This is a genomic window from Paracoccus sp. SJTW-4 (genome assembly GCF_047716885.1).
Lineage (GTDB): Bacteria > Pseudomonadota > Alphaproteobacteria > Rhodobacterales > Rhodobacteraceae > Paracoccus > Paracoccus solventivorans.
Map to the genome: position 1 here is coordinate 2,124,985 of NZ_CP136681.1, position 13,200 is coordinate 2,138,184.

Below are 13,200 nucleotides of genomic sequence, written 5' to 3' on the forward strand. Positions count from 1 at the left end.
AGGAGCACGCCGACATGCAGATTCTGCGCAACGCCGCCGTGGTGGAGATGGATGCCGATTCAACGGGTTACCGGCTGGTCCCGGGCCAAAGCATCGCCATTTCCGACGGGCTGATCGCCTGGGTCGGGGCTGATTCGGACCTGCCCGACGACTATGCCGGCGCGCCCTCGACCGACCTCGGCGGGCGGGTGGTCACCCCGGGGCTGGTCGACTGCCACACCCATATCGTGTTCGGCGGCGACCGCGCCCGCGAATTCGAGATGCGGCTGGAAGGCGCCAGCTACGAGGAAATCGCCCGCGCCGGCGGCGGCATCCTGTCCAGCGTCCGCGACACCCGCGCCGCGGACGAGGAAACCCTGCTGTCCCGCGCCCTGCCCCGCGTCGATCACCTGCTGGCCGAGGGCGTCACCACGCTGGAAATCAAGTCCGGCTACGGGCTGGACGTGGAAACCGAGCTGAAGATGCTGCGCGTCGCCCGCGAGATCGGCCGCCAGCGCCCGGTAAATGTGATCACGACCTGGCTCGCCGCCCATGCCCTGCCCCCCGAATACGGCGACCGCCGCGCCGCCTATATCTCCGACGTGGTGATCGCCGGGATGGAGCGTGCGCACGCCGAAGGGCTGATCGACGCGGTGGACGGGTTCTGCGAAGGCATCGCCTTTTCGGTCGCCGAGATGGAGCAGGTCTTTGACCACGCCGCAAGGCTGGGGCTGAAGATCAAGCTGCACGCCGAGCAGCTGTCCGACCTTGGCGGCGCCGCGATGGCCGCCCGCCGCGATGCGATCTCGGCCGATCATCTGGAATATCTGGGGCAGGACGGCATCGACGCGATGGCCGAACACGGCACCGTCGCGGTGCTGCTGCCCGGCGCCTATTACACGCTGCGCGAAACCCAGCTGCCGCCGATCCAGGGCCTGCGCGACGCGGGCGTGCCGATCGCGCTGGCGACCGACTGCAACCCCGGCACCTCGCCGCTGACCTCGATCCTGCTGACCATGAACATGGGGGCGACGCTGTTTCGCATGACCCCGGCCGAATGCCTGCGCGGGGTCACGCTGAACGCTGCCCGCGCGCTCGGCCTGTCCGACCGCGGCCGCATCGCCCCCGGGCTGCGCGCCGATCTGGCCGTCTGGGACATCGCCCACCCGGCCGAGCTGTCCTATCGCGTCGGCTTCAACCCGCTTCACGCCCGCATCCTCGGAGGCACGCATGTCTGAACTGATCCTGACCCCCGGCGCCGTCACGCTGGCCGAGCTTGAGCGTGTCTGGCGCGAGGGGCTGGCCGTGCGCCTGGCCGACAGCGCCCGCGCCGGCATCGAGGAATCGGCCGCCCGCATCGCCGCCGCCGCGCAGGGCGACGAGCCCGTCTATGGGGTGAACACCGGCTTCGGCAAGCTCGCCTCGATCAAGATCGCGGCCGAGGACACCGCGACCCTGCAACGCAACCTGATCCTGTCGCATTGCTGCGGCGTGGGCGAGGCCGTTGCACCCGAAACGGTCCGCCTGATCATGGCGCTGAAGCTGCTGTCGCTGGGCCGCGGCGCCTCGGGCGTGCGGCCGGTGGTGGTCGCGCTGCTGGAGGCGATGCTGGCGCGCGGCGTGCTGCCGGTGATCCCGGCGCAGGGTTCGGTCGGCGCCTCGGGCGATCTGGCGCCGCTGGCGCATATGGCCGCCGCCATGCTGGGCGAGGGGCGCGCGCATCATCAGGGCGTCGAGATGCCGGCCGCCGAGGCACTGGCCGCCGCCGGGCTGTCGCCCTTGGTGCTGGCCGCGAAAGAGGGGCTGGCGCTGATCAACGGCACGCAAGTGTCCACCGCCTTCGCGCTCGAGGGGCTGTTCCAGGCCCGGCGCGCGGCGTTGAACGCGCTGGTGTCGTCGTCGCTGTCCACCGACGCGATCATGGGCTCGACCGCGCCGTTCCTTTCGGAAATCCACGAGCTGCGCGGCCATCGCGGCCAGATCGCCGCCGCGAGCGCCATCCGCGCGCTGATGGAGGGCTCGGAAATCCGCGAAAGCCACCGGATCGGCGATACCCGTGTGCAGGACCCCTATTGCATCCGCTGCCAGCCGCAGGTGACCGGCGCCTGCCTTGACCTGCTGGCGCAGGCCGGCCGCACGCTGGAGATCGAATCCAACGCCGCCACCGACAACCCGCTGGTGCTGGTCGGCGCCGACCGCATCGTCTCGGGCGGGAACTTCCATGCCGAGCCGGTGGCCTTTGCCGCCGACCAGATCGCGCTGGCGATCGCCGAGATCGGCGCGATTTCCCAGCGCCGCATCGCGCTGATGGTGGACCCGGCGCTTTCCCACGACCTGCCGCCGTTCCTGACCCCCGATCCCGGCCTGAACAGCGGGCTGATGATCGCCGAGGTGACCAGCGCCGCGCTGATGAGCGAGAACAAGCACCTCGCCAACCCGTGCTCGACCGATTCCACGCCCACCAGCGCCAACCAGGAAGACCACGTGTCCATGGCCGCCCATGGCGCGCGCCGCCTGCGCCGCATGTGCGAAAACCTGACCCAGATCATCGGCATCGAGGTGCTCTGCGCCGCCGCCGGGGTCGAGTTCCGGGCGCCGCTGAAGACCTCCCAGCCGCTGCAGGCGGTGCTGGCGCGGCTGCGCCAGGCGATCCCGCCGCTGGGTCAGGACCGCTACATGGCGGACGATCTGGCCGAGGTGGCGGAGCTGGTCCGCTCGGGCGCGCTGCTGGCGGCCCTGCCCGAGGGGATCATGGAGGACGTGGCATGACCCCGGTCGAGGTCACAAGCGGCGACAGCCCGGTCATCCTGGGCCTGCCTCATACCGGCACCTTCCTGCCCGACGAGATCATGACCCGGCTGAACGACCGCGGCCGGGTGCTGGCCGACACCGACTGGCATATCGAGCGGCTGTATGACGGGCTGCTGCCGGGCGCGACCACCGTGCGCGCCACCTTTCACCGCTATGTCATCGACGCCAACCGCGGCCCGGACGACGCGAGCCTTTACCCCGGGCAGAACACCACCGGGCTGGTGCCGCTGACCGATTTCGACGGCGAACCGATCTGGACGCAGGAACCCTCGGCCGCGGAAATCGAGGACCGCAAGGCCCGTTTCCACGCCCCCTATCACGCCGCGCTGGCCGCCGAGATCGAGCGGGTGCGGGCGAAGCATGGGGTCGCGATCCTCTACGACTGCCACTCGATCCGCTCGGTGATCCCGTTCCTGTTCGAGGGCGTGCTGCCCGATTTCAACATCGGCACCGCCGGGGGCACCACCTGCGCCCCCGCCATTGAGGCCGCCGCGCAAGAGGTTGCAGCAGCAACGGGCCGGCCCTGGGTGCTGAACGGGCGCTTCAAGGGCGGCTGGACCACAAGGCATTACGGCCAGCCGACGCAGGGCGTCCATGCCATCCAGATGGAGCTGGCGCAATCCACCCATCTGGCGACCGAGACCCCGCCCTTTGCCTATGACGAGGCCAAGGCCGAGGCGCTGCGGCTGCCCCTGCGCGAGATCCTGACGCGAATCGAGGCGCTGGCGGAAGGGCTGAAACCATGAAGCCGCTGCAGGGCATCAAGGTTCTGGACCTGACCCGGGTGCTGGCCGGGCCCTACTGCACGGCGCTGCTGGCCGATCTGGGCGCCGAGATCATCAAGCTGGAACCGCCCCACGGCGACGATTACCGCCATATCGGCCCGTTCAAGGACGGCGAAAGCGCCCTGTTCACCCTGAACAACCGCGGCAAGCAAAGCCTGGTGCTGGACCTCAAGGCCCCCGCCGATCTGGCGCTGGCGCAGGACATCGCCGCCCGCGTCGACGTGGTGGTGGAAAACTTCCGCCCCGGCGTGGCCGCGCGGCTGGGGCTGGGGGCGGACGCCCTGCGCGCGGCCAATCCGCGGCTGATCTATTGCTCGATTTCCGGCTTCGGGCAGGACGGGCCGTTCCGCGACCTGCCGGCCTATGATCTGGTGGTGCAGGCCATGTCCGGGCTGATGGCCGGGACGGGCGAGGAAGGCGGCGGGCCGCTGAAGACCGGCGAAAGCATCGCCGACCTGCTGGCCGGGCTGTTTGCCAGCTGGGGGATCATGGCGGCGCTGGTCAACCGCGACCGCACCGGCGCAGGCGCCACGCTGGACGTGGCGATGTATGACGCGCTGTTTTCCATGCTGACCACCAGCCACGCGCTGCATCTTTACGCGGGGCAGCTGCCGGCGCGGGTCGGCAACCGCCATCCGCTGTCGACGCCGTTCGGCTGTTTTGCCACCAGCGACGGGCAGGTGGTGATCGCGGTGCTGAACCCACGGCAATTCGCGACGCTGGCGACGCTGATCGGCGCGCCCGAGGCCGCCGACGACCCGCGTTTCGCCACCGACGAGACCCGCACCGAAAACGAACCGGCGCTGAAGGCGCTGATCGAGGCGTGGTCGCGGAACCTGACCACCGAGGACGCCATCGCGGCGCTGTCCGGCGCCGGGCTGCCGGCAGCCCCGATCTGGGACATCGCGCAGGCGGCCGGAAACCCCCACGCCACCGCACGCGGGCTGGTCACCCCCCTGCCCCACCCCGTGCTGGGCCACGCCCCCACCGTCGGGCAGCCGGTGCGTTTCGACGGGGAAAAGCCGGTGTCCGCCACCGCCGCCCCGCAACTGGGCGCCGACCGCGCCACCATTCTGCGCGAACTGGGACTGGAGACCATCGCATGAGCGACGACTGGCACATGCTGGCCGAGGAAGAACGGCTGTTCTGCGACCTGCTGGAACGCATCTGCGCCGAGCAGATCGCCCCGAAAGCGGCGGAAACCGACGCCTCGGGCGCATTCGTCCACGACCAGCTGCAGGTGCTGGCCGAGGCCGGGATGATGGGCGCGAACCTGCCCGAGGAATACGGCGGCTCGGGCGTTTCGGCCCCGGCGCTGCTGCGGGCGGTGTCGATCGTGGCGGGGGCCTGCGGCTCGACCGCCTCGGCGATGACCGCGCATTATCTGGCGACCGATTCGATCCTGCTGGGCGGGACCGAGGCGCAGAAACAGCACTGGCTGCCCCAAGCCGCCACCGGCGAGGCGCTTGGGGCGTTTGCCCTGACCGAGCCCACCGCAGGCTCGGACCCCGCCGACATGAAGACCCGCGCGCGGCGCGTCGATGGCGGCTGGCACCTCAAGGGTTCGAAATGCTTCATCTCGAACGGGGGTGTCGCGGATTTCCTGGTGGTCTATGCGGTCACCGACCCCGACAAGGGGCACCGCGGGATTTCGGCGTTCATCCTGCCCAAGGGCACGCCGGGGTTCGAGGCCGGGGCCCCTGAAAAGACCATGGGGCTGAAGGGCGGCCATGTATTCACCTTGGCGCTGGACTGCCACCTGCCCGAGGACGCCCTGCTGGGCGAGGAAGGCCGCGGCTTCCGCACCGCGATGCAGGTTCTGGACAACGGCCGCATCGAGGTCGCCGCCCAGTGCCTGGGGCTGGCGCGGGCGGCCATGGAATCCGCCATCGCCTATGCCAAGGACCGGGTGATCGGCGGGCAGGCGCTGGCCCAACGTCAAGGGATCGCCTGGATGATCGCCGACATGGGCGTGGCGTTCCGCTCGGCCCTGCTGCTGGCGCAGGACGCCGCCCGCCAGCGTGACGCGGCGCACGAGACCGGGGCGCGGTTCTCGCTGGCATCCAGCATGGCCAAGCTCGCGGCCTCCGAATCCGCCGGCCGCATCGCCGACACCGCGCTGCAGCTGCATGGCGGCTATGGCTACACCAGCGACTTTCCCGTCGAGCGCATCAACCGCGACCTGCGGATCATGCGGATCTACGAAGGATCCAGCGAGATCCAGCGCATCATCATTTCCGGCAACATGCTGGCCTGATCGGAGACGAACATGGACAAACCCACCGCCAACCCGCGCCACAACGCGCGCGATATCTACCCCGCCACCGGCACCGAGATCACCGCGAAATCCTGGCTGACCGAGGCGCCGCTGCGGATGCTGATGAACAACCTGCATCCCGATGTGGCCGAGAACCCGCATGAGCTGGTGGTCTATGGCGGCATCGGCCGCGCCGCCCGGACGTGGAAGGACTTCGACCTGATCGTGGACAGCCTGCGGGGCCTCGAATCCGACCAGACGCTGCTGGTGCAGTCGGGCAAGCCGGTCGGCGTGTTCCAGACCCACAAGGACGCGCCGCGGGTGCTGATCGCGAACTCGAACCTCGTTCCCCACTGGGCGAACTGGGACCATTTCAACGAGCTCGATAAGAAGGGTCTGGCGATGTACGGCCAGATGACCGCGGGGTCGTGGATCTATATCGGGTCGCAGGGCATCGTTCAGGGCACCTACGAAACCTTCGTCGAGGCCGGGCGCCAGCATTACGGCGGCGACCTGACCGGCAAATGGGTGCTGACCGCCGGGCTGGGCGGCATGGGCGGCGCACAGCCGCTGGCCGCCGTCATGGCCGGGGCCTGCTGCCTTGCGGTCGAATGCGACGAGACCCGCGCCGATTTCCGCCTGCGCACCCGCTATGTCGATGAAAAGACGCATTCGCTGGACGAGGCGCTGGAGATGATCGACCGCTGGACCAAGGCGGGCGAGGCGAAATCCGTGGCGCTGATCGGCAACGCCGCCGAGGTGTTCCCCGAGCTGGTCAAGCGCGGCGTGCGCCCCGATATCGTCACCGACCAGACCTCGGCCCACGACCCGGTTCATGGCTATCTGCCGCTGGGCTGGACCGTGGCCGAATGGCGCGCGCGGCAGGAAACCGAGCCCAAGGCGGTGGCACAAGCCGCCCGCCGGTCGATGCGCATCCAGGTCGAGGCGATGGTGGCCTTCCACGACGCCGGCATCCCCACCGTCGATTACGGCAACAACATCCGCCAGATGGCGCTTGAGGAGGGGTTCGAGCGCGCCTTTGCCTTCCCCGGCTTCGTCCCTGCCTATATCCGGCCGCTGTTCTGCAAGGGCATCGGCCCGTTCCGCTGGGCGGCGCTGTCGGGCGACCCCGAGGACATCCTCAAGACCGACCAGAAGGTCAAGGAACTGATCCCCGACGACAAGCACCTGCACAACTGGCTGGACATGGCGCGCGAGCGCATCAGCTTCCAGGGCCTGCCGGCGCGGATCTGCTGGGTGGGTCTGGGCGACCGCCACCGGCTGGGGCTGGCCTTCAACGAAATGGTCCGCAACGGCGAGCTGAAGGCCCCCATCGTGATCGGCCGCGACCATCTGGATTCGGGCTCGGTCGCCTCGCCCAACCGGGAAACCGAGGCGATGCAGGACGGCTCGGACGCGGTCAGCGACTGGCCGCTGCTGAACGCGCTGCTGAACACCGCATCGGGGGCGACCTGGGTGTCGCTGCACCACGGCGGCGGCGTCGGCATGGGATTTTCCCAGCATTCGGGCATGGTGATCTGCTGCGACGGCACGGAAGATGCCGACCGTCGCCTTGCCCGTGTGCTGTGGAACGACCCTGCAACCGGCGTGATGCGTCACGCCGACGCGGGCTATCAGATCGCGCTGGATTGCGCCCGCGAACACGGGCTGAACCTGCCCGCGATCCTTTGACATGCGCCCGCGCCGCTGTTTACCGGCGGCGCGGCTTGCGCCAGACTGCGCCGGCGATCATCGCCGGTTCTTACACAGGGAGAGGAACACCATGACACTGACCAAATCGATCAAGGCCGCGCTGCTTGGCCTGACCGCGCTGACCCTTGCCGTCCCGGCGATGGCCGACCAGCTGGCCGACGTGAAGGCCGCGGGCAAGATCGTCACCGCCACCGACATGCACTATGCGCCCTTCGACATGATCGTGAACGGCGAATACCAGGGCATGACCAAGGACCTGTTCGACGGCGTCACCGCCGAGCTGGGGGTCGAGCCGGTGTATCAGGACATCCCGTGGACGGCCGAGCTGCCGGGGCTCGAGGTCGGCAAGTTCGACATCGTGATCGCGCCGGTGACCATCACCCCCGAGCGGCTTGAGCGCTACACCTTCACCATCCCGATCGCCGATGCCACCGTGTCGCTGATCAAGCCGGCCGGGTCGGATCTGGTCAAGCCCGAGGACATCGCCGGCAAGACCGTCGGCGTCCAGCAGGGCACCGCGCAGTTCAAGCAGCTGCAGGCGTTCGGCGACAGCCTGGGCGGCGTGACCGTCAAGGAATACGGCACCAACGACGAAGCCTTTGCCGATCTGGCCGCCGGGCGGCTGGACGCGGTGGCGGCCTCGATGCCCAACGCCACCACGCTGGTGAAGGCCCGCCCCGAGCAGTTCGCGCTGTTCGAGCCGGCGCAGTTCGGCGAGCCGACCTATTTCGCCTGGGTGCTGCGCCCCGGCGACGACAGCGCCAGCCTGGCCGAGGCGATCAACGCCGCCCTGCTGAAGATGACCGACGACGGCCGCGTCAAGGACATCCAGGAAAAATGGCTGGGCGCCTATACGGAACTGCCCCGCGAAGTGCCGAAGAACTGATCGGCCCACGGACCAGGCGCGGGCGGGGGCACCATCCCCCGCCCGCACCCCCAACCGCGGCGAGGAACGATGTTTTCCCTATCGAGCTTTCTTGACGCCTTCTGGCCGCTGACGATGGCCGCGCGCTATACGTTGCTGGTCTCGGGCCTCGGCATCGCGCTGGGGCTGGTGATCGGCGCCTTTGTCTGCGTGCTGGCGCTGTCGAAATCGCGCGTCTGGCGTACCGTGGCCGCCGTCTGGGTCAGCTATCTGCGCGGCGTGCCGATGCTGGTGCAGCTGCTGGTGGTGTTCTTCCTGCTGCCGGTGATCGGGATCGACGTGCCCGCCATCGTGGCGGCGGTGATGACCACCGCGATCGTCGCCTCGGCCTATATCTCGGAAATCTGGCGCGGCGCGATCATGGCGCTGCCCAAGGGCCAGACCGAGGCCGCCATCGCCATCGGGATGCGCCCCCGCGACAGCTGGACCCGCATCATCCTGCCGCAGGCCGTCGCCCTGTCGATCCCGCAGCTGATCAACGAGCTGATCCTGCTGGTCAAGGCGTCCTCGCTGGTCTCGGTCGTGGGGGTGATGGAGATCACCCGCGCCAGCCAGGCGCAGGCCGGGGTGACCTTCCGCCCGCTCGAGGCGTATCTGGCCGCGGCGTGCCTGTATCTGGCGATCAACCTCTGCCTGGCGGCGCTGGGGCGCTGGCTCGAACACAGGATGGCCGTGTGATGGACCTGTCGATCTTCAGTGAATACGGGCCGCGGCTGCTGGCGGGGTTCCGACTGACCATCATCTGCTGGCTGCTGGGCACGGTGTTCGGCGCAGCCCTGGGGCTGCTGATCGCGGTGGCGCAGCGCTATGGCGGCCGCAGCGTCCGCTGGGCGCTGCAGACCTATATCGAGCTGATCCGCGGCACGCCGTTCCTGGTGCAGCTGTTCCTGCTGTATTACGGCGGCCCGATGATCGGGCTGCGGCTGGACCCGCTGCCCGCCGGGCTGCTGGGCCTGACCATCTACGGCAGCCCCTATTTCGCGGAAATCTTCCGCTCGGCGTTCCGCGCCGTGCCCCCCGGGCTGATCGAGGCCGGCCGCGCCATCGGCATGACCGAAATGGCCATCGTGCGCCGCATCCTTTTGCCGGTCGGGCTGGTGTCGGCGCTGCCGGCGCTGATCAATTTCTCGATCATCCTGACCAAGGAAACCGTGATCCTGTCGATCATCACCGTGCCCGAAATCATGTATCAGACCCAATACATGGCCACGATGACCTTCACCTTCCTCGAGGGGTATTTCACGCTGGCGCTGTTCTTCTGGGCCTTCGTCGAGGTCATCTCGCGCCTTGGCCGCCGGCTGGAACGGCGCATCACCCGCCACCTGATCGAAAGGACCTGAGATGGTCGAGGCTTCCTCTGTCGAGATCCGCAAGGTCAACAAATACTACGGCCAGTTCCACGCGCTGAAGGACATCGACCTGACGATCCCGCCCGGCAAGGTGACCTGCCTGATCGGGCCGTCCGGTTCGGGCAAGTCGTCGCTGCTGCGCTGCATCAACTTCCTCGAGGAATACGATTCCGGCGAGGTGCTGATCGACGGGCAACTGATCGGCTACGAGACCCCCGGCGGCCGCCGTATGGCCCCCCGCCGCCTGCGCCAGATGCGCTCGACCATCGGCATGGTGTTCCAGCAGTTCAACCTGTGGCCGCATATGACCGCCCAGGAAAACGTGGCCGAAGGGCTGATCCGCGTGCGCGGGATGCGCAAGGCAGAGGCGATGGAACGCGCGGCCGAGGCGCTGACCCGCGTCGGGTTGGCCGACCGCATGGGCAACCACCCCTCGCGCCTGTCGGGCGGGCAGCAGCAGCGGGTGGCGATCGCCCGCGCCGTGGCGATGGACCCGCGGCTGATGCTGTTCGACGAACCCACCAGCGCGCTGGACCCCGAGCTGGTCGGCGAGGTGCTGAACGTGATGAAGGCGCTGGCCGCCGGCGGCATGACCATGGTTGTCGTGACGCACGAGATGGGCTTTGCCGCCCATGTCGCCGACCAGGTGGCGTTCCTCGAGGCGGGCGAGCTGGTCGGCGTGGACGTGCCCTCGCGCATCCTGCGCGAGCCCGAGGACCCGCGCATCCAGTCCTTCCTGCGCACCTATCGCGAGCGGAACGTGATCTGAGCGTCACCGGGGGCTTCGCGCCCCCGGACCCCCGCGGGATATTTGGGCAAGGAAGAAACAGCCGCGTTGGCGGGCGCCCTGCCCGCCCGGCTCAGTAGGTGGCGCGGCCGCCGGAAATATCGAACACGGCGCCGGTCGAGAAGCTGCAGTCCTCGGAGGAAAGCCACGCAACCAGCGCCGCCACCTCGTCGGGTTCCAGGAACCGCGCCAGCGGGATTTTCGACAGCATGTAGTCGATATGCTGCTGGGTCATCTGGTCGAAGATCGGGGTGCGCGCCGCAGCGGGGGTGATGCAGTTGGCGATGACCCCGGTTCCGGCCAGCTCCTTGCCCAGCGATTTCGTCATCGCGATCAGCCCGGCCTTGGAGGCCGAGTAATGCGCCGCGTTCGGATTGCCCTCTTTCCCGGCAACCGAGGCGATGTTGACGATGCGGCCGTAGCCGCGCGCGATCATCCCCGGCACCAGCGCCCGGCAGACCACGAAGGGCGCGTTCAGGTTGACCTCCATCACCTGCCGCCAGCCCGCGGGGTCGAGATCCCACAACAGTCCGTTGCCGCCGGTGATACCGGCGTTGTTGACCAGGATGTCGATGGCGCCGGCCTCGGCCGCGGCCGCGGCGACCGCGGCGTCGTCGGTCAGGTCCAGCGCGCGGGCGCTGGCCGCCGGACCCAGCGCGGCCGCAGCCTGCGCGGCCTGGTCCTGCTGGCGGTCCCAGATCACCACCTCGGCGCCGCTGGCGACGAAACGGCGGGCGATGGCAAGGCCGATCCCTTGCGCGCCCCCGGTCACCACGGCCCGGCGGCCCTGCAGGTCGATGCGGTTCATGGGCTTTCCTCTTGCTCGGGGGTTCGGGGGATCGGCGCGGGCCCGGGCTGCGCGCCCGAAAGATGCGCGTGCAGCAGCGACAGCTGCAGGTGGTCGGCGCGGTCGCGGTGGCGGGTGTGGGCCGCGCGGGCGGCGGCGGGGTCGCCGGCCTTGATCGCGGCCATGATCTCGCGGTGCTCGATATCGGATTGCAGCGGCAGCGGCCGCAGCCGCACCACCATCTGCCGGGCCAGATATTGCTGGCCCCAGTATTCCCCCAGCGTGCGTTGCAGCCTTGGATTGTTGCACAGCGCCACCAGCGACGAATGGAAATCATCGTCGAGATCGGACCAGCGCGCGATGTCGCCCGCGGCGGTGTTGCGCTCCATCCGGTCGAGCAGTGCGTCCAGCCGCGCCGCCTCGGCGACCGAGATGCCGCGGCGGGCGACCAGCTCGACCGCCTTGATCTCGAGCGCCGAGAACACGTCGAGGATGTCGCGCACATCCCCCGGCGACAGGCTGCGCACGGTGATGCCGTGGCGGGGGCGGATTTCCAGCAGCCCCTCCTCGGCCAGGCGGATCGCGGCCTCGCGCACCGGGGTGCGCGACAGCGACAGCAGCGCGGCCAGTTCGGTTTCCAGCAGCGTGGTGCCGGGGGCCAGCCGCCCGGTCAGGATGCGATAGCGCAGGTCCTGATAGGCACGGTCGCGCGCGGGCAGCTCGGCCAGCCCCGCCAGCGTCGGGTGGTGGCGGACCCCCCGGCGCGGGCTGGCGGGCCTGACCTCGCGCGCCGCCGCCATCAGCCGCCTGCCGCCGTGTCGCGGATATGGGCGCGGATGATGTCCTGGAAACTGGCGTCGGCAGTGAATCCCGCAGCCAGCGCCCGGTCGGGGGCAAAGTCGCGCGGCCAGCCCGCGACGATGCCGCGGATGGTGGCGTCGGGTTCGCGCCGGATCAGCGCCGCCACATCGTCGCCCGCGACCTCGCGCAGCGCCGCGATCATCTCGGCCACGCTGATCGACAGGCCGGGCATGGTCAGGCAGCGCCGTGCGCCCAGCGGCGCCAGATCCATGGTCGCCGCGTGCAGCAGAAACCCGGTGGCGGCGGCGGGGCTGGCGACCCAATGGCGCACGTCGTCCTCGACCGGCAGCACCGCCTCGACCCCGGCCAGCGGCTCGCGGATGATGCCGGAAAAGAACCCCGAGGCAGCCTTGTTCGGCTTGCCGGGGCGCACGGCGATGGTGGGCAGCCGGATGCCGATGCCGTCGAAGATGCCGCGGCGGGTATAGTCGTTCAGCAGCAGCTCTCCGATCAGCTTCTGGGTGCCGTAGCTGGTCATTGGCGCGGGCACGAAGTCGTCGGTGATCGGCTCGGCAAAGGGGGCGCCGAACACCGCGATGGACGAGGTATAGACCACGCGCGGGCGATAGTCGGGCTGGGCGCGGATCGCCTCGAACAGCAGGCGGGTGCCATCCAGGTTGATGCGGTAGCCCTTGTCGAAATCGGCCTCGGCCTCGCCCGAGACGATGGCGGCGAGGTGGAAGATCACATCGGGGCGCTGCGCCACCAGCGCCTGCACCGTGGCCGGGTCGGAGATGTCGCCGGCGCGGGTTTCGACCGCGACGGCGCCGCGCGATTGCAGGTCCGAGGGCACCACGTCGAACAGCATCAGCCGGGCGATCTCGCCCTCGCCAAGCCGCCCTGTATCCAGCAATGCCTCTGCCAGCTTGCGCCCGACCATGCCGGCAGCGCCAAGAATCAGGATGTCCATGAGCCCCTCTTACCGTTTATGTATACGTTAGCGGCT

At 69.3% G+C, this 13,200-nt stretch carries 13 protein-coding genes; 10 read left to right on the forward strand and 3 right to left on the reverse strand.

Translation table 11 applies throughout. From position 1 onward, the window contains the following. The first annotated feature begins 14 nt into the window (after positions 1-14). The 10 genes from hutI to RSP45_RS10410 all read left to right on the forward strand — a co-directional run bounded on the left by hutI (position 15) and on the right by RSP45_RS10410 (position 10,588). On the forward strand, positions 15-1,217 hold the full coding sequence (gene hutI / locus RSP45_RS10365) for an imidazolonepropionase (RefSeq protein ID WP_415391883.1): 1,203 nt from the start codon (positions 15-17) through the stop codon (positions 1,215-1,217). Then, complete coding sequence (gene hutH, locus RSP45_RS10370) at positions 1,210-2,748, forward strand: histidine ammonia-lyase (RefSeq protein WP_415391884.1); 1,539 nt, start codon at positions 1,210-1,212, stop codon at positions 2,746-2,748. The genes hutI and hutH overlap by 8 nt, the downstream gene beginning before the upstream one ends. Next, positions 2,745-3,536: an N-formylglutamate deformylase gene (gene hutG, locus RSP45_RS10375; protein WP_415391885.1), complete on the forward strand. Its 792-nt coding sequence runs from the start codon at positions 2,745-2,747 to the stop codon at positions 3,534-3,536. The genes hutH and hutG overlap by 4 nt, the downstream gene beginning before the upstream one ends. Further along, positions 3,533-4,681, forward strand: a complete 1,149-nt coding sequence (locus RSP45_RS10380; RefSeq protein WP_415391886.1) for a CaiB/BaiF CoA transferase family protein — start codon at positions 3,533-3,535, stop codon at positions 4,679-4,681. The genes hutG and RSP45_RS10380 overlap by 4 nt, the downstream gene beginning before the upstream one ends. Continuing rightward, entirely contained in the window at positions 4,678-5,832 is a 1,155-nt protein-coding gene (locus tag RSP45_RS10385) for an acyl-CoA dehydrogenase family protein (RefSeq protein WP_415391887.1), read from the forward strand. Before RSP45_RS10380 ends, RSP45_RS10385 begins: the two co-directional genes overlap by 4 nt. 12 nt (positions 5,833-5,844) lie before the next feature. After that, on the forward strand, positions 5,845-7,524 hold the full coding sequence (gene hutU, locus RSP45_RS10390) for a urocanate hydratase (RefSeq protein WP_073065200.1): 1,680 nt from the start codon (positions 5,845-5,847) through the stop codon (positions 7,522-7,524). A gap of 91 nt (positions 7,525-7,615) precedes the next feature. Next, the gene (locus RSP45_RS10395; protein ID WP_073065197.1) at positions 7,616-8,431 is read left to right on the forward strand and encodes a transporter substrate-binding domain-containing protein; all 816 of its coding nucleotides are present in this window, start codon (positions 7,616-7,618) and stop codon (positions 8,429-8,431) included. Positions 8,432-8,500: 69 nt separating this feature from the next. Continuing rightward, positions 8,501-9,148, forward strand: coding sequence for an amino acid ABC transporter permease (locus RSP45_RS10400; protein WP_415391888.1), 648 nt, complete (start codon positions 8,501-8,503; stop codon positions 9,146-9,148). After that, on the forward strand, positions 9,148-9,810 hold the full coding sequence (locus RSP45_RS10405; protein ID WP_415391889.1) for an amino acid ABC transporter permease: 663 nt from the start codon (positions 9,148-9,150) through the stop codon (positions 9,808-9,810). The genes RSP45_RS10400 and RSP45_RS10405 overlap by 1 nt, the downstream gene beginning before the upstream one ends. A 1-nt stretch (position 9,811) precedes the next feature. Further along, the gene (locus tag RSP45_RS10410; RefSeq protein ID WP_415391890.1) at positions 9,812-10,588 is read left to right on the forward strand and encodes an amino acid ABC transporter ATP-binding protein; all 777 of its coding nucleotides are present in this window, start codon (positions 9,812-9,814) and stop codon (positions 10,586-10,588) included. 91 nt (positions 10,589-10,679) lie between these two features. Here RSP45_RS10410 and RSP45_RS10415 read toward each other — a convergent pair whose 3' ends face one another. The 3 genes from RSP45_RS10415 to denD are packed head-to-tail and all read right to left on the reverse strand — an operon-like array spanning position 10,680 to position 13,164. Further along, the gene (locus RSP45_RS10415) at positions 10,680-11,414 is read right to left on the reverse strand and encodes an SDR family oxidoreductase (RefSeq protein ID WP_415391891.1); all 735 of its coding nucleotides are present in this window, start codon (positions 11,412-11,414) and stop codon (positions 10,680-10,682) included. Further along, positions 11,411-12,193, reverse strand: coding sequence for a GntR family transcriptional regulator (locus RSP45_RS10420; protein ID WP_415391892.1), 783 nt, complete (start codon positions 12,191-12,193; stop codon positions 11,411-11,413). Before RSP45_RS10420 ends, RSP45_RS10415 begins: the two co-directional genes overlap by 4 nt. After that, the gene (gene denD, locus RSP45_RS10425) at positions 12,193-13,164 is read right to left on the reverse strand and encodes a D-erythronate dehydrogenase (protein ID WP_415391893.1); all 972 of its coding nucleotides are present in this window, start codon (positions 13,162-13,164) and stop codon (positions 12,193-12,195) included. The genes RSP45_RS10420 and denD overlap by 1 nt, the downstream gene beginning before the upstream one ends. Between the last annotated feature and the right edge of the window lie 36 nt (positions 13,165-13,200).